The sequence below is a fragment of the Flavobacterium sp. DSP2-3-1 genome, assembly GCF_049896865.1.
Classification (GTDB): domain Bacteria; phylum Bacteroidota; class Bacteroidia; order Flavobacteriales; family Flavobacteriaceae; genus Flavobacterium.
In genome coordinates this window covers 196,241-219,553 of the sequence record NZ_JAFCVD010000001.1, presented here as the reverse complement: position 1 = coordinate 219,553, position 23,313 = coordinate 196,241, and the positions used below count along the sequence as shown (strand labels likewise).

The 23,313-nt window shown below is 35.4% G+C and carries 18 protein-coding genes; 9 read left to right on the top strand and 9 right to left on the bottom strand.

Annotated elements, in window-relative coordinates:
- The first annotated feature begins 94 nt into the window (after positions 1-94).
- The 7 genes from ACP7AT_RS01055 (at position 95) to ACP7AT_RS01025 (ending at position 5,921) form a co-directional block, all read left to right on the top strand.
- Positions 95-1,243: an ATP-binding protein gene (locus ACP7AT_RS01055; RefSeq protein ID WP_426062514.1), complete on the top strand. Its 1,149-nt coding sequence runs from the start codon at positions 95-97 to the stop codon at positions 1,241-1,243.
- A gap of 4 nt (positions 1,244-1,247) precedes the next feature.
- Positions 1,248-1,631: a DoxX family membrane protein gene (locus tag ACP7AT_RS01050; RefSeq protein ID WP_091203302.1), complete on the top strand. Its 384-nt coding sequence runs from the start codon at positions 1,248-1,250 to the stop codon at positions 1,629-1,631.
- Between the two features lie 48 nt (positions 1,632-1,679).
- Positions 1,680-2,189: an acyl-CoA thioesterase gene (locus ACP7AT_RS01045; RefSeq protein ID WP_091203303.1), complete on the top strand. Its 510-nt coding sequence runs from the start codon at positions 1,680-1,682 to the stop codon at positions 2,187-2,189.
- 203 nt (positions 2,190-2,392) lie between these two features.
- On the top strand, positions 2,393-3,400 hold the full coding sequence (gene recA / locus ACP7AT_RS01040; protein ID WP_091203513.1) for a recombinase RecA: 1,008 nt from the start codon (positions 2,393-2,395) through the stop codon (positions 3,398-3,400).
- 129 nt (positions 3,401-3,529) lie between these two features.
- Positions 3,530-3,943 carry a lipoprotein gene (locus ACP7AT_RS01035; protein ID WP_426062513.1) on the top strand — a complete coding sequence of 138 codons (414 nt, stop codon included), beginning with the start codon at positions 3,530-3,532 and terminating at the stop codon, positions 3,941-3,943.
- Between the two features lie 17 nt (positions 3,944-3,960).
- Positions 3,961-4,503 carry an RNA polymerase sigma factor gene (locus ACP7AT_RS01030; protein ID WP_426062512.1) on the top strand — a complete coding sequence of 181 codons (543 nt, stop codon included), beginning with the start codon at positions 3,961-3,963 and terminating at the stop codon, positions 4,501-4,503.
- Complete coding sequence (locus ACP7AT_RS01025) at positions 4,500-5,921, top strand: hypothetical protein (protein WP_426062511.1); 1,422 nt, start codon at positions 4,500-4,502, stop codon at positions 5,919-5,921. The genes ACP7AT_RS01030 and ACP7AT_RS01025 overlap by 4 nt, the downstream gene beginning before the upstream one ends.
- Here the strand turns inward: ACP7AT_RS01025 and ACP7AT_RS01020 are convergent.
- On the bottom strand, positions 5,905-6,666 hold the full coding sequence (locus ACP7AT_RS01020; RefSeq protein WP_426062510.1) for a lysophospholipid acyltransferase family protein: 762 nt from the start codon (positions 6,664-6,666) through the stop codon (positions 5,905-5,907). The genes ACP7AT_RS01025 and ACP7AT_RS01020 overlap by 17 nt on opposite strands.
- Positions 6,667-6,802: 136 nt before the next feature.
- Here ACP7AT_RS01020 and trpS point away from each other — a divergent pair, with 136 nt between their 5' ends.
- Positions 6,803-7,777: a tryptophan--tRNA ligase gene (gene trpS / locus ACP7AT_RS01015; protein ID WP_426062509.1), complete on the top strand. Its 975-nt coding sequence runs from the start codon at positions 6,803-6,805 to the stop codon at positions 7,775-7,777.
- Positions 7,778-8,572: 795 nt separating this feature from the next.
- Here the strand turns inward: trpS and ACP7AT_RS01010 are convergent.
- Complete coding sequence (locus ACP7AT_RS01010) at positions 8,573-9,244, bottom strand: hypothetical protein (protein WP_426062508.1); 672 nt, start codon at positions 9,242-9,244, stop codon at positions 8,573-8,575.
- Positions 9,245-10,825: 1,581 nt separating this feature from the next.
- A complete protein-coding gene (dprA, locus tag ACP7AT_RS01005; protein ID WP_426062507.1) occupies positions 10,826-11,926 on the bottom strand; it encodes a DNA-processing protein DprA in 1,101 nt (366 codons plus the stop codon).
- Positions 11,927-12,125: 199 nt separating this feature from the next.
- Between dprA and ACP7AT_RS01000 the strand changes: the two genes are divergently transcribed.
- Positions 12,126-13,073 carry an SPOR domain-containing protein gene (locus ACP7AT_RS01000; protein WP_426062506.1) on the top strand — a complete coding sequence of 316 codons (948 nt, stop codon included), beginning with the start codon at positions 12,126-12,128 and terminating at the stop codon, positions 13,071-13,073.
- Between the two features lie 57 nt (positions 13,074-13,130).
- On the opposite strand, the gene ACP7AT_RS00995 is transcribed toward ACP7AT_RS01000, so the two are convergent.
- The 6 genes from ACP7AT_RS00995 to ACP7AT_RS00970 form a co-directional block, all read right to left on the bottom strand.
- Positions 13,131-15,398 carry a helix-turn-helix domain-containing protein gene (locus tag ACP7AT_RS00995; RefSeq protein WP_426062505.1) on the bottom strand — a complete coding sequence of 756 codons (2,268 nt, stop codon included), beginning with the start codon at positions 15,396-15,398 and terminating at the stop codon, positions 13,131-13,133.
- Between the two features lie 296 nt (positions 15,399-15,694).
- Positions 15,695-16,309 (bottom strand): OmpH family outer membrane protein, encoded by a 615-nt coding sequence (locus ACP7AT_RS00990; RefSeq protein ID WP_426062504.1) that lies wholly within the window; start codon positions 16,307-16,309, stop codon positions 15,695-15,697.
- 243 nt (positions 16,310-16,552) lie between these two features.
- Positions 16,553-17,401 (bottom strand): class I SAM-dependent methyltransferase, encoded by an 849-nt coding sequence (locus ACP7AT_RS00985; RefSeq protein ID WP_426062503.1) that lies wholly within the window; start codon positions 17,399-17,401, stop codon positions 16,553-16,555.
- A gap of 168 nt (positions 17,402-17,569) precedes the next feature.
- Positions 17,570-19,441 (bottom strand): tRNA uridine-5-carboxymethylaminomethyl(34) synthesis enzyme MnmG, encoded by a 1,872-nt coding sequence (gene mnmG / locus ACP7AT_RS00980; RefSeq protein ID WP_426062502.1) that lies wholly within the window; start codon positions 19,439-19,441, stop codon positions 17,570-17,572.
- A gap of 144 nt (positions 19,442-19,585) precedes the next feature.
- The gene (ybeY, locus tag ACP7AT_RS00975) at positions 19,586-20,005 is read right to left on the bottom strand and encodes an rRNA maturation RNase YbeY (RefSeq protein WP_426062501.1); all 420 of its coding nucleotides are present in this window, start codon (positions 20,003-20,005) and stop codon (positions 19,586-19,588) included.
- Positions 20,002-23,304: a hypothetical protein gene (locus ACP7AT_RS00970; RefSeq protein WP_426062500.1), complete on the bottom strand. Its 3,303-nt coding sequence runs from the start codon at positions 23,302-23,304 to the stop codon at positions 20,002-20,004. Before ACP7AT_RS00970 ends, ybeY begins: the two co-directional genes overlap by 4 nt.
- Between the last annotated feature and the right edge of the window lie 9 nt (positions 23,305-23,313).

Here is a 23,313-nt window from a genome sequence, read left to right as displayed (position 1 = left end):
TAATCACCACAATCAACGCCTCTCTAAACGTGCTTCTGCTGAAACTTTGCCTGCTAAAATTTTAGACTAAACCATTTTCTGCTATCTTTGCTTCATGAAATTTTCAGAAATTTTAGGACAAGAACACATCAAAAGTCATTTGACAAAAAGTGCTGATTTGGGTAGAATTCCCCATGCGCAACTGTTTGTAGGTCCTGAAGGCAGTGGAACTTTACCCATGGCGATTGCGTATGCACAATACATCATTTGCAGCAATCAAAAAGGGGAGAATTCCGGTTCAAATGAAGCATGCAACCTGAAATTTCAGAAAACCTCACATCCGGACTTGCATTTTATTTACCCGACGGTTAGCACTGAAGACGTAAAAACCAAACCAAAAAGCATCGGTTTTATAACCGAATGGCGCCAGTTTTTAGAACATAATCCGTACGGAAGTTTGTTTGATTGGTACCAAATGCTGGGCGTTAAAAACAAACAAGGTGAAATCAGGGTTGATGATGCACAGGAAATCCTAAAATCGCTGGCTTTGAAATCTTATGAAGGCGGATACAAAATAATGATTATTTGGATGGCTGATAAATTGAATATCGCCGCTTCCAATAAATTACTGAAATTACTGGAAGAACCTACAGACCGGACGGTTTTTATCCTGATTTCAGAAAATGAAGAAGATATTATTCAAACGATTCGTTCCCGTTGCCAAGTATTGCATTTTAATGGTTTAAACGAAAAAGTCATCTCAGAAGCTTTAATCTCAAGGGAAAATATTGAATTTAAAACGGCCGTAAAAATAGCGCATCAGGCACAAGGAAATTATAATAAAGCATTGCAATTATTACAACCGGAAAGCGAATCTGTTTTTTTTGAAAAATGGTTTGTTGATTGGGTTCGTGCTGCTTTTAGAGCCAAAGGAAACGCTGCCGCCATCCAGGATTTGATCCAGTGGAGCGATCAAATTGCCGGTTTGGGAAGAGAAACCCAGAAGAAGTTTTTACATTTCTGTATCGATATGTTTCGTCAGGCATTGTTGTTGAATTATCAAACGCCAAGTTTAGTTTACATGGAGCCGCAAGTAGAAAAATTCAAACTGGAGAATTTTGCGCCTTTTGTAAATGGCAACAATATAAATGATATTTTTAAAGAACTTTCGGAGGCTATGTATCACATTGAGCGCAACGGAAACGCTAAAATTATCCTCACCGATTTATCCATAAAATTAACCCGTTTAATTCACAAAAAATAAAAACATGAACAACATTACTTCTATTTTGATTTTAATTTTCCTGGCCATCACTTTCCTGCAGTCCGGATACGACAAACTGTTTTATTGGAAAGATAATGTCGAATGGTTAAAAGGTCATTTCGCTAAAACACCATTAAAAAACAGTGTCCCTTTAGCACTACTGAATATTTTAATTTTAGAATTAATTTCCGGTATTTTATGTGTGGTGGGTTGCATCGAATTATTCGTAAACAACGGAAGAATATTTGGTTTCTATGGAGCCGTTTTCTCTTGTATCACCTTGTTGATGTTGCTTTTCGGACAACGATTAGCCAAAGATTATGATGGAGCCAGAACGATTGTCATCTATTTTATCCCTGCAATATTGGCCGTTTATTGGTTAAACTAGACTTTACAACTTATTATTTTGAACAACAATTCCTTTTTAAATAAAAAAATGACACCAAAACACCCTTCAGAATCCCTGACGATATTAACCGATTTGGTTTTACCAAGTGAGACCAATCCTTTGAACAATCTTTTTGGTGGCGAATTACTAGCCCGTATGGATCGCGCAGCAAGTATAGCGGCACGCAGACATTCTCGAAGAATTGTAGTTACGGCATCCGTAAATCACGTTGCATTCAACAGAGCCATTCCGCTGGGGAGTGTAGTTACTGTTGAAGCCAAAGTTTCCAGAGCTTTCAAAAGTTCAATGGAAATATTCATTGACATTTGGGTTGAAGACAGAGAATCCGGTAATAAAACCAAAGCAAATGAAGCGATTTATACCTTTGTAGCAGTAGACGATACGGGAAGACCCGTTGAAGTACCTCAAATTGTTCCGGAAACCGAAATAGAAAAACAACGTTTTGAAGCTGCATTGCGACGCAAACAGTTAAGTTTAGTTTTAGCCGGTAAAATGAACCCACATGATGCAACCGAATTAAAAGCGCTGTTCACGTAATGAGCATAATTCAACCGGATTTTTTTTATTAAAAAATAGATTTAAAATATTCTTGAAAGAGAAAATTTTAATTAAAAAAAGAAGTATTTTTACGAAAATAAATGTTCAGTATACAAATGAAATTTCAGGATAATAAGTCATTCTGTCAGTTTCTTACAGTTATAAAACAATACAAATAGATGAAAGAAAAGGTAAAAGAGAAGATGAGTACAGAGAAAGAATCTAAATTAAAAGCGCTACAACTTACGCTTGACAAATTAGATAAAACCTATGGAAAAGGGACGGTAATGAAAATGGGCGACAAAGCCATTGAGGAAGTAGAAACTATTTCTTCCGGGTCTTTAGGAATCGATTTAGCATTAGGAGTTGGCGGTTATCCAAGAGGAAGAATTATTGAAATATACGGTCCGGAATCTTCTGGAAAAACCACGTTGACACTTCATGCCATTGCTGAAGCTCAAAAAGCAGGTGGAATTGCAGCTTTTATTGATGCAGAACACGCTTTCGATAGAAATTATGCGGAGAAATTAGGCGTTGACATCGAAAACTTAATCATATCACAACCGGACAACGGGGAACAAGCGTTAGAAATTGCAGAGAACTTGATTCGTTCCGGAGCAATTGACATTGTTGTAATTGACTCGGTTGCTGCTTTGACTCCAAAAAGTGAAATTGAAGGCGAAATGGGAGATTCTAAAATGGGATTACATGCTCGTTTAATGTCTCAAGCATTGCGTAAATTAACCGGAACCATCAGTAAAACAAACTGTACAGTTTTCTTTATTAATCAATTGAGAGAAAAAATTGGAGTTATGTTTGGTAATCCAGAAACGACAACGGGAGGAAATGCATTGAAGTTTTATGCTTCGATTCGTTTAGATATCCGTCGTTCTACACAAATTAAAGATGGCGATAACGTTCTTGGGAACAGAACCAAAGTAAAAGTGGTGAAAAACAAAGTCGCTCCGCCATTTAAAATCGCTGAATTTGATATCATGTACGGTGAAGGAATTTCAAAAACAGGAGAGATTCTTGATCTTGCTGTTGAGTTTGAAATCATCAAAAAAGCAGGATCTTGGTTCAGTTACGGTGAAACCAAACTTGGACAAGGTCGTGACGCTGTTAAGTCTTTAATAAAAGACAATCCAGAATTAGCTGATGAATTAGAAGAAAAAATTAAAGCTAGAATAAAAGAACTAGCAGAAGCATAAAAAGTAAAACCCGAAAATTTCGGGTTTTTTCATTTTTAAACGCAACCTTTTGTTACAATTTTTATCTTTTAAAAAACTGCTTACAATCCAATAGAGAAGCTGACTGGTATAAATTTAAAAAAATAAGAAATGAAAAAATTCGTCCTTTTTATTTTGTTCATTACAACCTTGACCGGATGCTCCATTGATAATGACAATCAAGATTCTTACAGCTTTGAAGTGCTGCCTTTAGACAGCTATACCTTACCCGAAAAATTTATATTAGGAAATACCTACGAGATAAAATTAAAATATCGCAGACCTTCAGAATGTCATTTATTTCAAGGGATTTATTATGACAAAAATTTGAATGTAAGAACCATCGGCATTCAAACGGCAGTGAACACAAACCAAGTTTGTACGCAACAAATCCCGGCACTATCAGAGATTTCTTTTAATTTTTATGTAACTCACAACGGTTCCTATATTTTTAAATTTTACAAAGGAAAAGATGCGTCAGGCAAAAACCTTTTTGAGGAAGTAGAAGTTCTTGTAGTCAACTAACAAATAGAATAATTTCTGTGGGATTAGACCAAATAATTGCGGACTGTAAAAAAAATTACCCCAAAGCTCAGGAACAATTGTATCAATTGTTTTCTAAAAAGTTTTTTGGCGTGTGCTTAAAATATTCCAGTAATTATGCGGACGCCCAAGACAACTTACAGGATGGGTTCCTGATCATCTTCAGAAAAATTGAACAGTTTAGCGGAAAAGGATCTTTTGAAGGCTGGGCCAAAAGAATAATGATCAATAATGCGCTCCAGAAGTACAAAGGAGTTAGGTACATGGAGGTAATTAGTGAAAATATTCCAGAAGAAGATGTTGAAATCGATGATGACCACATTCCAATTGAACATTTAATGCAAATCATTCAAGAATTACCCAATCAATACAGATTGGTTTTTAATCTCTATGTTTTAGATGGTTATTCTCATAAAGAAATCGCAGAAATGCTTACAATAACTACAGGGACAACAAAGTCAAATCTAGCCAGAGCTCGGTTGATTTTAAAAGAGAAAATAGAAGCGTATACCAGAATTGAAATAAAGTCATTGGCAAAATGAACGATAAAAAAAACATAGACCGCTTTTTTCAAGAGCAATTCAAAGATTTTGAAATGCCTCCAAAAGAACAAGTCTGGAAAAATATCCAAACTGAATTAAAAAAAGAGAAGAAAGAACGAAAAATAATTCCGTTCTGGATAAAATTTCCGGGAATTGCAGCCGCAATTCTTTTGGGAATACTGGCATTAAATACACTTTTCAGTGATCATTCAGGAAGTAAAAACAGTGGTGTTACAAAATCTGAAAATAAGGACACTGTCCCGCCTCAAAAAGAGAAGAATTTTAATCCATTGCAAATTGAAAAAACTGCTCCAATTGTTGTGAACAAAATTAAAACGGGCCAAAAAAATGAAAAAGAATTTACATCTTCTAATCAACCTGAGGTCAATTCGAGCAAAAATAAAGAGACAACTCAAAGTAGTGCTATTGTTTATTTACAAAAAAATCATCCTTCGGTAAAACCAGCAATAATAAATACCATCGACCTGTCAACTAACGAGAATGTCACAGAAAAAATTGCTGCGACAACTTTTAAACCATTTGATATCACAGCAAATCAAACATTGGAAAAAGACCATTTAAAAGAGCATGAAAACGCTACAATTGCTGCGATCGATTCTAAAAATAAGTCTTCAAATACAGCTGGAACACTTAACGAATTGGACGAAATCCTTAAAACTAAAAAACATAAAGAAGTTGAGGTCGTTAACGCAAAAAACAAGTGGCAAATTACTCCAAACATCGCCGCTGTTTATCTGAATCCAAATTCGGCCGGTTCCTCCATTGACCCACAATTTTCAGAAAATCAAAAAACAACGGATAACAGCTTAAGTTTTGGTGTAGGGGTAAGTTATGCTGTTTCGAATAAAGTGACCCTACGGAGCGGGATTAACAAGTTAGGACTGGGATACAACACAAATGACGTAGTGTACTCAACAGGTTTGTCAAACAATAATCTGGCGAATATTAATTATACTTCAAATGCACTAATCGAAATTAAAAATGAATCCAATTCAAGTATGTTATCCTTATTTGAAATCAACTTACAGAAAACAAATTCAGGAGCTATCAATCAAAAAATGGGTTATTATGAAGTCCCATTAGAAATTTCGTATGCAATTTTGGATAAAAAATTTGGAATTAAACTTATCGGTGGTGTAAGTACTTTATTTCTCAACCAAAATAAAATTTCGTTGGTTTCCTCTGAAACGAATGTAACATTGGGAGAGGCCAAGAATTTGAATCAAATAAATTTCAGCACCAATGTTGGTATTGGTGTTCAATATGAGATTGTGAAATCATTTCAAATAAATTTTGAGCCAATGCTAAAATACCAGATGAATACGTTTTCAGGCACTTCAGGTAAAGTCAAACCGATATTTGTAGGACTGTATTCAGGTATTAGCTATAGCTTTTAACCATATCAGCATTAAAAGTCACTAATTGTGTATAAATTATTTCGCGTACTTCCTCTCTAATTTCCTTACGATCAACGCCAGTTTTTCCCAATGTTTCTATATGTATATGCAACTTTACACGCATAATTCCCGGGCCACCGCTTAAAAAAGTATATGGAAATCTCTTTTTATTATCGGCAAAAGTAATGGGAACAATAGGAATTCCATGTTCTATCGCCAATCGAAACGCGCCATCTTTAAAAGTGTCCAATACTACAGATTCATCGTCTGGAACACCGCCTTCTGGAAAAATACAGATACTCAATCCCTGATTAATTCTTTTTTGAGCACGATTAAAGACTTCCATTTTACTTTTTGAACAATTCCGATCCACCAAAATACAGGTTCTTTTGTAGAAAAAGCCAAACAATGGAATTTTTGAAAGTTCTTTTTTACCCACAAAAACAAAAGGATTTCTTGTCAGAGCAAGCATCAGCATAATATCGGCCATTGAGGTATGATTGGCAACAATCATGTAACTTTTTTGGTATTCCATTTCTTGGCTTTTATCAATTTTGTAATAAAATCCCATTCCAAAAAGAATAAATTTTGCCCAAATACGCGCCATCTTAAAAAAATAAGGATAGCCGCTTTCCGTCAAAATAGACAAAACCAAAAAAGGAAACATTACCAGTATGGGAATGGCCATCAAAACATAAAACCAGACGCGCCAAAGCACCCAAAAAATAATTTTAAATCCTCTCATAAGTTCAAAAGTAACAAATCAGATGTAAATATTGGTAAAATAATTTGCTTTGGAAAACTACCTATTAGAAAAAATTTGCAATCCTTGTTAACTTTGCGTAAATCTTTGCGAACTTTGCGGTTAAGAAAAAATAATAATGGCAAAAATACTTACAGGCGTTCAAAGTACCGGAACACCACATTTAGGCAACTTACTTGGCGCAATCATTCCCGCGATAGCGTTATCAAATAAACATGAAAACGAATCCTTTCTTTTCATTGCTGATTTACATTCGATAACGCAAATTAAAAACGGTGAAACTTTAAGAACCAATACTTACAGTACTGCTGCAGCTTGGCTTGCCTGTGGTTTGAATGTAGATAAAGTAGTTTTCTACAGGCAATCTGATGTGCCTCAAACATCGGAATTATCGTGGTATTTAAGTTGTTTTTTCCCTTTTCAACGATTGACATTAGCGCATTCTTTCAAAGATAAAGCCGATCGACTGGAAGATGTCAATGCAGGTTTGTTTTCGTATCCAATGCTTATGGCTGCCGACATTTTATTATACGACGCAGAACTTGTTCCGGTAGGAAAAGACCAATTACAGCATGTTGAAATCACTCGAGATGTAGCCTCCCGATTCAACCACCAGATGGGAGAAACTTTTGTACTTCCCGAAGCCAAAGTTCAGGAAGACAGCATGTTGATTCCAGGAACAAACGGCGGAAAAATGAGTAAATCAGCGAATAACATTATCAATATCTTTCTAGATGATAAAGCGTTGCGCAAACAGGTGATGAGTATTGAAACTGACAGCACGCCACTGGAAGATCCAAAAAATCCAGAAACCTGTAATGCATTTGCCATTTATAAATTATTGGCAAACGAAACACAAATCGCTGCGATGAAAGCCAATTATCTTGGCGGAAATTACGGTTACGGTCATGCCAAACAAGCGTTGTTTGAGTTGATTTGTGAAACTTTCAAAACCGAAAGAGAAAAATACAATTACTATATCAATAATCTTAATGAAGTTGATGCGCTTTTAAAAATTGGTGCTGGAAAAGCTTCGGCTATTGCCAATGGTGTTCTGGGTAGAGTGAGAGAGAAGTTGGGGTTTGAGGTGTAATTACCTATCTAAGATAACTACAGATTCGCAGATTAAAAATTACCATAATCTACGAATCTGCGGTTGTTTTTCGTTCATATCGCCTCAAACAATTTCCACGATAATGGCCTTATAGCTCACGCCCAAATTCTTTCGTGTAAAGACATGAAATGAAAACCAATTTTTCTAGATTTGTTTTGTTTAAAAAAGGGAAAATATAATTTGAGAACGTGCCCACGAAAGGGTTCGTGCGGTAACGGGGTACGTCTCTACGTATGATAACGAAGAGTATTTAAAAGAGCCGCGTTGCAAACGCTACGATTTACCTTTTAAGTTAAGTAGGCACTCGTTGCAAACGAGCGCCAGAGGGATTATGTTCATCTGAATCCTGTTAGGGCTGAAATTGTCGAGAAAGCTTCTCATTATGTTTATTCCAGTGCCAGTAATTATGTTTCAGATTCAGGATTATTGAAAATAGAAAAAGCAGACACTCCTATTGTTGATGTTATGAATTTGAATAATTTTACCAAATACAATGAATATTGAGTTTGATAAAGTTGGAACGACATATAGGAATGGGTGCGAAGTCGGAGACATTCGCACAGCAGCTAGTTCTAATAACATTTTGTTCTAAAAAGAAAGACTTCGGGGAGCGGGAATCATCCTGAAGAAGTGTTCAGCAACAAGTTTATGTGGTCAAAGCTAGATTATATTCATCTGAAGCTCATTTGCAACGAGTACCTACTCTAACTTTTTTTGACATGTACAGCTTGTTCTATTTGTGGATAAAGAAGCTAGAGTTTCTTGCATCGATTTTTATAATCTCTGTTTGAATTTCAATATTGATTTATCTATTGCTGTTTGAATTGCAGTTTGTAAATTAGTATATTCACCATCACTTTTCCAATTACCTTTAATTTTTATATTTGTTTCAAATAATTTTTGCTGTAAAAGTGAGTTGTCCTTGAGATCTATAACTTGGGTGTGCATCATTACAGATCCTTTTTTTGTTGCCAACAGAACGCCTGAATACACTAACAGTAAGCCATAATGATTAACCTTAACAAACAAAATTTCATCTACATTATGTTTTTCCTTCATAAATCTAAAATCAGATTTAGAATATTCTTTCTCTATATCTGGGGTCTTAAATTTTTTTAAATCTGTATCGTTAAAATTATCTGATATCATTTCAAAAGACTTATTTTTAACTGTAAGTGTGTTGAATATTTCTTTTTTCAATATCTCCTTAAAAACAATATTTGATTTTACTTTTTCTAATCCAATGTGAAACCTATTATCGGGTGCTGTTATTTTTTCCACTTTACCGTCTGTTGATGCTTTGATCACTGATGCGTTTTCATCCATTTGAATAATAACACCAACTTTTGTCGTTCCATAAAATTCTTTAGTAATTGGCACTGTGGTTACGCAACTTGTAACCAAAAAAAGTGTTGTAAACGCTACAACTAATTTTAAATATTTCATTTATTATTTATTTAGGTTTTAAACAAATGTAAACTTTTTTAAAACAATTTTGACATTTTTCAATCTTGTAGCGCGTATTTGCAGCCGTGCAAATCTCGATCTTCCCACTGGCGCTCGTTTGCAACGAGTGCCTACTTACCTTATAAAAAAAGTCGTAGCGTTTGCAAAGCGGCTAACTAAAACAGAAGTAAATTCAAGCAAGTAAATTCATGTTTTTCTTGTTGCTTTTCTTTTAAAATTGATACATTTGACTAAAGAGAATGTCTGAGAAATACAAAGTTATAGATAGTACAGTGCCTACTTTCATTACCGTTATTGATTGGGTTAATTTATTTATACGTCCCGTTTATTGCAATATCTTAGATGAATCTCCCACTGGCGCTCGTTTGCAACGAGTGCCTACTTACCTTATAAAAAAAGTCGTAGCGTTTGCAACGCGGCTAACTAAAACAGAAGTAAATTCAAGCAAGTAAATTCCTGTTTTGCTTATTGCTTTTCTTTTAAAATCAATACTTTTGACTAAAAAGAATGTCTGAGAAATACAAAGTTATAGATAGTACAGTGCCCACTTTTATTACCATTACCGTTGTTGATTGGTTTGATTTATTTGTCCGTCCCGTTTATTACAATATCTTAGATGAATCTTTGAATTATTGTATCAAAAAAAAGGATTGAGTGTACATGCCTATGTCTATATGACAAGTCATATTCATTTAATAGTTACTGCATTTGATGGGAAGATGCAAAATGTGATACGTGATTTTAAGAAGTATACCTCTAAAAAATTAATTGAAGCAATTACGATAGCGCGGAATTGCATTCCGTGCCCACAAAGTTGAGCAAACAAAACAAGTCAACGACCCGATCGACCCCGATCGCGCAGATAAAGTCTTTATACACGATAGCGCGGAATTGCATTCCTTGTCCACAAAGTTGAGCAAACAAAATAATTCAACGAGCTACATTCTTTTAAAAGTTATAGCTTTTCTTGAATCAAAGTAGATTCATTTTTTGAAACTTTCAAGTTGTTTTAAATGAAGTATTGTAGATTTGTTTGAGTTGCCTATTGGAGCGGGCACGGATTGTAATTCCGCGATATCAGCATTTTAGGTGGTTTATTAATTCCTGCAAGGTTTTCAAAACCTTGTAGGTGTGTTTCTTGACTTCAAATACCTACAAGGTCAAAAAAAAGACCTTGCAGGAAAACAATCCCGGTAGCATATCTGCACACGAACGAAGTGAACTGACGAAATAATCCGTGCCCACACTGTGAATCAACAATCTAAAACAAATCAGTTATACACTAGTAAAACAAAAGTGTTGTAAAAAGGAAGTTTTTTTGTGATGAAAACAAAACGTCCTCTCCTAGCCCCGATGGTAGTGAAAATCCTCTTGTGCCGGGGTTCGGCATAAGAGATTGTAACGGACAGCGGGACAACTCGTTTGGTGGGCAAAAAATATGCTGCTCTTAGAAAAAAATACACACAGGTGCTACCGATAAAGGTGCTACAAAAATAAACTTTAAAACAGCTGACCCTTTTTTAAGGCGCCGCTCCAACAAAGAATTGTCGATTGACGCATTTATATCGCCTCAAATAATTTCCCTGGCAAAGGCCGAATCACGCCTTTCAATTCCATATTCAACAGCATTCCTGAGATTTTATAAATAGGAAAATCACAGCGTAAAGCAATAATATCCATAAGTTCTTTTCCAGTTTTTTGGAGGTAATCGTATACTTTTTGCTCGTCTTCCTCTAAGCTTACAAACAATTGTTTTTGTACGGGTTTGAATTCTTTTTGAATATCCCAATTCAAAATATAAACCAAATCCGCGGCACTCGTCAAGACATTTGCTTTTTGAGTTTTTATCAGGTTGTTGCAACCTTGGCTGTACTTATCGGAAACACGACCCGGTACCGCAAAAACATCACGGTTGTAATCATTCGCCATATTTGCCGTGATTAACGAACCTCCTCTGTCCGCTGACTCAATTACAATGGTAGCTTCGGAGATTCCCGCAACGATTCTGTTTCTTCGAACAAAATTTTCTTTATCCGGATTCGACGAACTCCAAAACTCGGTCATAAAACCACCGTTCTGTTCTACTTTGGCCACATATTTTTTATGGGTTTTCGGGTAAATTTGGTTTAAACCATGCGCCACTACTCCTATCGTCTGTAAATTATTTTCCATTGCCAGTTGGTGCGCCACAATATCAACACCATAAGCAAATCCGCTTACGATTACAGGATCAAGCGGAGCCAGATCTTCTATTAGTTTTCTGCAAAATTCCGTTCCGTACGAGGTGATTTGTCGCGTTCCTACAATACTGATTATTCTTCTGTTTTTTAAATTGATATTTCCAGATGTGAATAATAAAAGTGGTCCGTCAATACAATGTTTCAACCGTTCCGGATACTCTTCGTCCAGAAAATAAACTGCGTTGATTTCATTTGCTTTTATAAACTTTAGTTCCTGAGTTGCTTTTTCGAAAACAGATTTATCCTTTAAATTTTTCAGCAAAACAGATCCTACTCCATCAATAGCAGCGAGTTGCGATGCCTTTGTACTGAAAACCGCTTCTGCAGTTCCAAAATGAGCCAGCAGTTTTTTTGCCATTATGTCGCCCACGCCTTCAATTCTTTGTAATGCCAATAAATAAAATAAATCCTGCTCTTTCATATGTAGATAATACTTGTTTTTTATTGGAATATGGAATACGCCAGTTTAAAAAAATCTTTATTTATGTTTGTATAACGATTAAACATGGCTATTTCATGCTAATTATTTGAAAGTGAAATGTATAAATTTTTAAGCGGATTGTTAATAAAAATTGTGAATAAAATTTTGATAACTATTTTCGTTGTATAACTTTGTAAGTATGAAAATCGAACTATACATCGCACAACTTTTATACCGTTATCAATGTGTTACCGTTCCGGGTTTCGGAGCTTTTTTGACCGAAATTCAATCGGCTAAACTAAACGAAAGCTTGAATTCGTTTTCTCCTCCAAAAAAAATGATTGCTTTCAATGCCAATTTGAAGAACAATGATGGTTTATTAGCCAGTCATATCGCTTTAGCTGAGAAAACTTCTTATGATTATGCCGTAAGCGCAATTCAATATGAAGTTTTTAATTGGAAAAAAGCATTGGAAGAAAACCAACTTTTTTCTATAAAAAATGTAGGTGATCTTCGCTTAAACGCTGATAAAAACATCTTTTTCACTCCCTACGATCAAACGAATTATTTAACCAGTTCTTTTGGGTTGGCTCCTTTTGTTTCACCACTCGTAAAAAGAGAAATCTTTGAAAAAGAAGTAGAAGCAATTGAAGAAAAAGCGACCATCACAATGGTTTCTGAAGAAACAAAAACACCAAACCCGTATCTAAAATACGCCGCTATTTTTGTATTAGGATTAGGAATTGCTGGAAGTGTTGGTTATCCAATGTATCAAAACCAAATCGCCTCAGAAACGATTCTTGTTGAAACTGCCGTTCAAAAACAAGTTCAAAATAAAATTCAGCAAGCCACTTTCTTCATCGAAAGCCCAGTTCCTGCCGTGACACTTTCTTTAAAATCCGACAAGGAAATGAAAATGCCGTATCACATTATGGCCGGAGTGTACCGAGAAGAGAAAAACGCCAATAAAACGTTGCGAATTCTAACTCGTTTAGGATATGATGCCAAACGAATCGCTCCTAACAAAAACGGTTTTTTCCCGGTTTTATATGGCAGTTACGCTACATTTACTGAAGCCGAAAAAGCGAAAAAAAAAATCAATGTAAAGCACAATCCAGAGGCTTGGATATTGATTCAATCACTATAAAAACCAAAACCCTATTCTCACCGAATAGGGTTTTCTAGCTTTAGCACTTTGTTGTATTTAGTTCAAACTCGCTTTGTACATCCTAGCTTCTTCCCACGAAAATTTATGACCGTGTTTTTCCATCAAGGTATTCAGTGATTCTTCTTTGTAACCGGCAAAAGCAGTTGCTAAATCTTGCATTTTGTCCTCCGGTAAAACTTCCGAAATAGAAACCGCTTTAGTTTGTATCAGTTTTACAAAGTGGGAGTAAATTGTTTGTTTGGTAAGTACTCTGATTGTCGCAATATCTTCAATTGATTTCTTTTCGACCCACAATTCATAGGTTTCCTGAACAGTAGATTTCTTGGGTGTTGCTGTTTTTGATTTTTTCGAAGTATAACGTTCCACGTCCCTATCGTCTTCAATTAGCGTGATATTTAATTTTTTGAACTGATTTTGTATAGCTTCCGTTTTTCGGATGATGTATTTTTTTATTTCTGAGGACGTCAATTTTTCTTTCGAAATGGTTTCTCCTGCAACAACGGTTTCAATCAATAACTTGGCCTTCATTAATCTTAGAACGGCTTTAGTTTGCAATTCTTCCAGAATAATTAACTCATCGTAAAACGCTTTTACTTTCTTGATTCGTTTTACTTCTTCAATTTTCCAAAGGATTTCAAAAACCAGATCATCCATTGGTTTTAAGAAATAATCGAAAGCAGCTTGAATACGTTCAGAAACATGATTCAAATCGACGGTTTCCTGACCAAAAAGTTTATTCAATTGCGAAATGAATTTTTTGGATGGATCCAAAAGCTGTTCGATGACTTCCGTTTGCTTTTTGGCCCAAACGGCATGTTTGGATTTCTCTGAAATCTCTGATTTTTCGTTGTAACTGTATTTATGATTGCGCCATTCCTGAGCTAAATCATTCCAATCGAAAGTGTTTATCAGATAGTTATGGATGAAATTTTTGGTTTCAAAATGCAAGGCATTCTCTAAAAACGAATCCGAAGCTTTGTTAAGTGAATAATCCATCACATCCTGATCGTTTGAAATGCCATTCATGCGCAACGGCGAAAGCAAAATAAGCCCTTCTAACGAGCGCAAACGCGATAATGCAACATAAGCCTGACCCGGAAGAAAAACTTGCGAAACATCGAGCGCCGCTTTATCAAACGTTAATCCTTGGCTTTTATGAACCGTAATCGCCCACGCTAATTTGATGGGATAATGCACAAAAGTTCCCAAAACCTCTTCTTCAATTTCTTTAGTGGTTTGATCAACTTTGTACCGAATGTTTTGCCATTCGTATTTTTCGACTTCTATGGTTTTGTTTTCTTCCGGAAAATGAACCAGGATTTCCTGACTCGAAAGCGATTTGATAATTCCCATTTTTCCATTGAAATAATTTTTATCAAAAGACAAATCATTTTTTACAAACATGATTTGCGCGCCCATTTTCAACTGAAGTTGTTGTTCTACGGGAAATATCTTCTCCGGAAAATCTCCGGTTATCTCCGGTTTGTAAACCACTAACTTTCCTTCTAAATCTGCCAAAGCCTGCGCATTCATAGAATCGGCTTTGTTGTTGTGGGTGGTTAATGTGATGTATCCTTTATTTGCTTTTAGATCAAAATCCGGTTTTACATATTGGTTCAAGGTTTGAATGTCTTGCTGCGAAATCTCATTGTTGCGCAAATTATTTAAAACGGAAATAAACGTGTCGTCGGTCTGGCGAAAAATCTTGGATAATTCAATGTATAATGGCGGATTTTGCTGAACCACATGCGAATGGAAAAAGAATTTTCCTTTGTAATACGTTTTTAGCGTACGCCATTCTTCGTCCCGAATTACAGGTGGCAACTGCAATAAATCGCCAATATATAAGACTTGAACGCCACCAAAAGCAGTGCTCTTTTTGCGCACGGTTTGCATCATATAATCCATCGCATCCAGTAAATCCGCACGAAGCATACTCACTTCATCTATGATCAACAATTCCATATTACGGATTACTGATTTCTTCAAACCGCTCATTTTGAAATGCCTGCGCAAGGTCGCTTTGGTTTCAAATTTAGTGTTTTCAGAAAATTGAGGTGATGAATTATCCGGAATAAATCCTCCAAAGGGTAATTGAAACATGGAATGTATCGTTACACCGCCCGCATTTAATGCGGCAATTCCTGTTGGAGCCACAACAACAGTGTTCTTGTGTGTGGTTTGGATAATTTCCCGTAAAAGAGTGGTTTTTCCCGTTCCTGCTTTCCCGGTAAGAAATACAGATCGATGGGTTTGATTGATGAATCGTAACGTGTAAGCGGCGGCTTCTGAAATGGTTTGCATGTGGCGTATATATATAATGCTAAAGTATTGAAAATTAGAAACACTATTTCGATTCTTATCAAAGATTTTAGAATTGTAAAACAACTACTTTTTAGCCCTGATAGCAGCAGAAATCCTCGAAATTTAGAAAGTGATTTTTTCTAGCTGGAAAAGAGCGACCAGCGGAAGCTCCTTTTACGGGTAAGAAAAAACACTTTCTAAACGAGAGATTATAGCAAATAGCGGGAAATAGCTCAAAAAAAAATGCCTTCAATCTAATTGTAGACGAAGGCAATTTTTGAATTAATATAAAAAAATTATTTTTTAGCTGCTGCTGTTTCTTCCGTTTTACCAGGAGCTTTGTATTTATCGTTCAAGGCTTTGATGATTTCTTTTGTGATATCAAATTTGTCTTCAGCATATAAAATCGAAGCCGCGTCACCTGTACCGTAGATGTACGCATATCCTTTTTCTTTACCGTACGTTTTGATGAATTTTTTCACTCCGCTTACTAAAGAGTCCATTTCTTTTCCGCTTTCTTGTTGCAATTCTTGAGACAATGCTTGTTGTGAATAGCTCAATTGTTGCTCCTTTTTTTGCAATTCAGCACCTTTTTGTTGTGCCCATGCCTGGCCGTTTGCTTGCGCTTGAGCTTGAAAACCAGCTGCCTCTTGTTTGAATCTTGCAATTTCAGCATCTAACTGTCTACCTTTTTCTTCTGCTTTTGTTTTATATTTTGCTTCAAGGTCTTTTGCCTCTGTATATTCTTTCATTAACTCCGAAGTGTCTACGTAAGCTGTTTTTACTTCCTTAACTGCTTCTGCTGGTTTGTTACAAGCAACAATTGAAATTGATAATGCGATAATTACTAATGCTTTTTTACTCATATCTTTAATATTTCTTTTTTGGTATTCGTGAATCTTTGATTTCATTTTGATGAATTTCTAGTTTTGTGTATTGGTGACAAAAATATAAAAAAATAGATAGTATTGACAAAAAGTTTACAAAATGCTACTTTTTTATGATATAAGATTTTGTTATTATGTTTTATAAATTTATAATTTATAACTATTAAAAATGACTTGTATATCTTTTAAATAAACGAATTATTTTAAGAATTTGATTGTACTCTCGACTACACTAAATAAACAAGCTTAAATGCACTTAAAATGATTTTAGTTGTTTTTTAGAATGTAAATGTGTGAAGAATACTCGAAATTTTTTTTCGCTTTCCAATTTGATTGCAATCCGACAAAAAAGGCTTTTATATAATTCATTTTGCCTGTTTTGTATTTTTCCGAAAGTAAGCTCACGTAAAAAGAATCAAATTTCATAGGAAGCACTTTTATCAATTTCATTTCTTCTTTTTCAAAAAGCATTTTTATAGCTGTTTTAGAAAAATGCCAAAAATGAATCGGTACATCATAAGCAGCCCAAAACTTTCCGTAATGTTTTGCATCGAAAGATTTGAAATTTGGAACAGCGATAATTAGAGTTCCATTTTGTTTTAATAATCTTTTCAATTCTTTGATTTGGTTTTCCAAATTTGGAACGTGTTCCAAAACGTGCCACATCGAAATCACATCGAAAGAATGATTTTCCAATTCGCTGGTTTCTCCAACAAATGATACTCCTTTCTTTTTAGCAATCGTTTTAGCTTTTTCGCTTGGCTCTACTCCTATCGTGTGCCAACCGTTTTCTCTGGCAACTGATAAAAAATCTCCTGTTCCGGCACCAATATCTAAAATGCTTCCTTTATCCGTTTGCAGCGAATTAATTAAATTCAATTTGTTTTTCAGCGCAATCGTTTTTACAAAATGATATGCTTTTTCAAACAGCGATCTTTTGCTATCCGTGTGCGAAATATAATCCACGCTTTCGTAATACTTTCCTAAGTTTTCGAAACTGGGTTGCGGAGATGTAGTCAGCATATCAAATTTCTCGTCATGATATAAGTCGAAAATCTCCTGAGAAACAGAATAATCTTTAACAGTTAAAAAAGGCTGTTGGTTTGTAATGTTCATATTGTTGTTTTTCAGTTTCCTGTTGCCATTTGCACCAGAATCCCTTTGTATATAATGCAAATTTAATTTTGTTTCACGTGGAACAGTTGATTTAAGATTAACGATTTTTGATTTACGACTACAGATCTGAATCAAAAATCTTTAATGTTAAATCTGCAAGCAAAAAACCTATCGCCCCATATAGATCAACAGCACGGAAACATCACTTGGCGAAACACCACTAATTCTTGATGCTTGAGAAATGGTAACCGGACGAATCTTGCTCAATTTTTGTTTTGCCTCAATTGACATTGATTTGATTTTCTCATAGTCAAAATTTTCAGGGATCTTTACATCTTCCAATCGAAGCAGTTTATCTGCATTATTTCTTTCCTTTTCGATGTAACCAGAATACTTCACTTGGATTTCGGCTTGTTCTAAAATCTCTTGGTCCAAATCATTTTTCGCAATATAAGCTGCGACTTTTTCAAATTTCATGATGTCTTCCAAATCAATTTGCGGACGCGAAAATACTTTGAACATTTTATCTCCTTGTGTAATCAGTGCCGTATCTTTTGATTCTAAAATAGGATTTGCTTCAGCAACCGAAACGCTTGTTTCTTTGAAGAAAGCAACCATTTTTTCAGATTCATTTAACTTGTGTTCCATTCTACGCAAACGCGCTTCCGAAGCCAAACCTATTTCATGCGACATAGGAGTTAATCTGAAATCGGCATTATCCTGACGCAAAAGCGTTCTGTATTCTGCACGAGACGTAAACATCCTGTATGGTTCTTCTGTTCCTTTTGTAATTAAATCATCAATTAAAACTCCGATGTATGCTTCATCTCTTTTTAAAATTAACGGCGCTTTTTCGTGTACCTTTAAATGCGCATTTATTCCGGCCATCAATCCTTGAGAAGCAGCCTCTTCATATCCGGTAGTTCCATTTATTTGACCAGCGAAATACAATCCTTCAACTAACTTGGTTTCCAAAGTATGTTTTAATTGCGTGGGAGGGAAATAATCATATTCGATTGCATAGCCCGGACGAAAGAATTTCACTTTCTCAAATCCAGCCACAGAACTCAATGCCTTGAATTGAATATCCTCAGGAAGCGATGTAGAAAAACCATTTACATACACCTCACAGGTATTCCATCCTTCCGGCTCCACAAACAGCTGATGCCTTTCTTTATCAGCAAAACGATTTATTTTATCTTCGATTGACGGACAATATCTTGGTCCAAGACTTTTAATTCTTCCGTTAAACATTGGCGAACGATCAAAACCTTCTCTTAAAATATCGTGAACCTCAAGAGACGTATACGTCATATGACACGATTTTTGATGAGTCAACGGTGAAGTCACATCCGAATATGAAAACTTATCCGGTTTAGCATCTCCTTTTTCTTCATTCATTTTCGAATAATCTAAAGATCGTCCATCTACTCTTGGAGGCGTTCCTGTCTTCATTCGTCCGGATTGAAAACCTGCAGCAACTAAATCTTCAGTAATTCCATACGCGGCACTCTCGCCCGCTCTTCCACCACCAAATTGCTTTTCGCCAATATGAATCAAACCGTTCAGGAAAGTTCCATTGGTCAACACAACCGATTTAGAGCGAATCTCTACTCCAAGCGAAGTTCGAATTCCTTTTATTTTTCCGTTTTCAATAATTAAACCTTTTACCATTTCTTGATAAAAATCAAGATTTGGAGTTCCTTCCAACATCATTCTCCATTCCTCAGCAAAACGCATACGGTCACTTTGAACGCGTGGAGACCACATTGCTGGACCTTTGGACTTGTTCAACATCTTGAACTGAATTGCGGTTCTGTCTGACACAATTCCAGAGTATCCTCCAAGCGCATCAATCTCACGCACAATTTGTCCTTTGGCAATTCCACCCATCGCTGGGTTGCAAGACATCTGGGCAATATTCTGCAAGCTCATTGTTACCAATAAGGTTTTAGATCCCAAATTTGCGGCGGCGGCAGCAGCCTCAGAACCGGCATGGCCCGCACCCACAACTATCACATCATATTCATCTAGAAACATCTTCTTTTATAATTTAATCCTAAAATTAAGGATTGTAATTTTGAATTCTATTTTTGTTCCACGTGAAACATTGCAACCGTATCTTTTTAAACCAAAACAAAATGTTCCACGTGAAACATATTTGACTTGAAGTTTAAAACACCACTATTGTTCCACGTGAAACATAACGATTTTTTGATCTTCTTTACTTCTCATTAAAAGCTCCTCCGCTTCTCCTTTATCTTTGTAGCCACAGTAGTGTAAAATTCCGTGAACTAAAACGCGCTTTAATTCTTCCTCAAAAGAGACATTGAAATCAGCGGCATTGTCTTTCACTCTTTCGACAGAAACAAAAATGTCACCGTGCAACTCATTACCCATAGAGTAATCAAAGCTGATGATATCCGTCAGCGTATCGTGATCCAGATACTCCACATTGATTTTGTGCAAATACTCATCGTCACAAAAGATATAATTTATCTCTCCTTCTTTCTTGTTCTCCGATGTAATAACATTTCCCAACCAGGTTGCAACCGCTTCTTCGTTATCTAAATTAAAGTCGGTTTCGTAATTAAAATTGATCATTTTTTATTAAAATATTCTTGAACCTTTTGATTAAAATTCGAGCGCAAAGGTAAGGATTGTCTATTTAATATTTCTATGCTATTCAAATAATCTAATAAAGCAGCTGGCAGCGCATTAGATTGATTATTAAACTCTTTTTTATTGGTTTCAGATTGGCGTTTGTTTTCTTCGCCTTGCTGTTGAATCGCGGAATTCAATTTCAACAATTCCTGTTTCACATTCAATATCTTTTGAAGCGTTTCGTTCTTAAAACCTTTATTTAATAATTGCTTTTCAATTTGCTTCATTTGTTCCAAAGCGCTTTGTCCGTTACCACCCAATCCTTGTTTATTCAATTCGTTTTGCAATGCTTCCCGCAATTGCTTTTGCTCTTTATAAATTTCCATTACAGCTTGCGCATCACCTTCGCTACTTTGACCTTCTTGACCTGATTGGCCTGGTTTCCCCTGTTTGCCGTTTTGTCCTTTTTGACCTGCACCGGGTTGCTCTCCTTTCTTGATTCCGTCTTTCACTTTTTCACCAAGACCTTCTTGTTTTTTAATAATGTCCGGCAGTTGCATTCCTTGTCCTTGACCAAGTTTCGGTTTACCAGAACCCATTCCGGACATTTGCATTTGCATATTGTTAAGCATATCACTTAGAAAATCTGCTAATTTGTTAGCTGCAGAAATGGTGTACTGTTGATGCGACAAACCTTTCGGCACTTGAGCATCGGTTAAACTGGACAACGATTTATCAACGTTGTAAATTACATTGCCAATTTCTTTAGTGATATCCTCAGCAATTTTAGGATTGCGCAATGACATCGCAAATAAACTATCGTCAACATGTTTGAACTGTTGCTTTAAATCCTGTTGAATTTTTATGTTTCTATTAAAAGCCGGAGAACCTGATTTGTGCTTTCTGAACTGATTCATTAATTCTTCCTGTGACAAAGAGAATGCCAATAAATTATCTAGAATTTGACGCAACATGGCTACATCTTCTTGTAACTGTTCCATCTCGCCTTCCTCCAAAGTTTGTGCCATTTTTTGCGCCATCTCTTTCATCTTTTTGGAAGCACTTTTTTGATTTGGCTTAGCCTTATCTTTCTTGTCTTTACTCAATTCTTCAGAAGCTTTCTTTAAATCTTCATCAATACCTTTTTCTTTAGCATCGTCTTTTGGTAAATCCAAAGGTGATTTTAACTCCCTATTTTCTTTTTCTAAATCATTTAAATCTTCCTGAATTTTGTCAAAATCAGCATTAATATCTTCCTGTTTATCCAGTTTATTTTCCTTTTCATCATTGGATAATTTATCTTGTTTTTCAGAAAGCTTTTCCAGTTTGTCTCCTAATTGTTCTGCTTTCTTTTCTACATAAAACCTTTTCGTCAATTCGACCAACTGTTCTAAATTCTTAGTTTGGTTTTTACTGTTTTGTTTAAATTTATCCAACTTAGACAACAGTTCTTCATTTTGAATTTTATCGTTGAGTTCTTTCAACTCATCTAAAAGCTTTTGGTTTTTATCCAATTCTTTTTCTGCTTTGTCCATTCGTTTTTGAAGCTCTTCTTTTAATTCATCCTTTTCATCGGTTTTGAATTGCTCCAAATTATCGTTCATTTTTTTAGTGAATTCTTTTATCATCTCATCCTGTTTCATTTGCCGCTTGACAAAATCATTTACTTTTTGCTGATCTTTGAAATCCAGATTTTCTTTCTCTTTTCCGGTTTTTTGCAATTTCTCCATTTCAGAAATTTGCTTATCCTGATTTTTCAAAGACTTCTCTAAACTATTGATATTGTCATTTTGCTGCTGCAAAATTTGATCTTCCTTTTCTACATTTGTCGCTACCCGATTAGAAAAAACTACAGACTTCGTGCTTTTGAAATTATGGATGGCATCGTTATCAAAAACTTCAAAATAATAATCATAAGACACACCTTGCTCCACCGCAAGATTGCTGGGAAACGAAAAAACGAATTGATCAAATGCACTTTTCTTAATAGCAATTGTTCCACGTTTAGCAGTTTGAGGCTTCTCTCTTTCGTAATAAACAATCTGAAGTTTGGACAAACCGTAATCATCGGAAATTTGACCTACAACATAATTCTTGGCAACCTTCAAACTGTCTGGTGCGTTGTTCACATTAATAGTTGGGAATTGATCTTTGATAATGGTAATCTGATAATTAAGTTTTTCGTAGTTTTTTACCTTCTCATTTGAAGTAAAGATTTGATAATCTGTGTTTTGAAGTATATTTTTGGATAAAATAAAGGTGTTTTCTGTTTTCGAAAAAAAAGCTTTTGAAATTCCGTCTATCCACACTACATTTTGTGTCGCTTGTGTATTCATTTTCCACGTCACAACCGTTCCTTCCGGAATAACCGCATTTCCTGTTCCTTTGACTGTTTCAGCTTTTTTATTCACATAGGAAGGAAAGTTCAACTGCATTTCAAAATTAGCAATCGAAGGAACAATTACCACTTTCAATTCATATTCCGGTGAAGAAATAGCATTTCCCTCCACGTGGAACAAAATATTTCCTAAAGGCTTTGCTATTTTAAATTGAAATTCTCCTGCTTTGACTGATTCCATAAAATAACTTTCATCTTCAATGAATATCATCGCATTCTCAGGAACTATTTTTCCTTCGGTTTTAATTCGAAGTATAAAATCCTTTCCTTGCTCCGTTTGTAAATTAGAATTTAAAACCACGAATTTAAAAGGAGCCGGAGGCAAAAAAGCTGAATTGAAATGCACGACTCTATTCAAACTTTGAGAAATCATATTGCTGTTTCCGGAGAAATAAAAAAAAGCAAATAACAGTAGTGGAATTAAAGCCAAAGGAAAATACTTTCTGTTTCCGTTATAATTTATGGCGTTCCCAAAAGGGATTGGTTGCAACGCGTTCGCTTTTTGTTCAATTGAAGCGGCTAATAATTCCGACTTAATTAGATGTTCATTCGGATTTGATAATTGTAAAAAGTTAGTCAGTTTGTCGCTCACTTCCGTGAAATGATTTCCTATAATAGTCGAAGCCTGGTTGTAATCGATTCCTTTTTGAAGTTTGAATAATTTAAAAATTGGAAACAAAATAAAACGGAACAACAAATACACTTCTACTCCGATGAAAGTCCAAAATAAAATTGTTCTTCCCAACGGCTTGAACCAAAAAAAATATTCTACAAAAAGCGTAAATAAAAAATACAACAATCCCAAACCGATAAAGAATAACAATCCCCGAATAAGTTCATTAGTGTAATACTTTTTGATAAAAGCCTCCAGTTTTTGAAAAATAACATTTCCTGTTTCCAAAATTTCTAA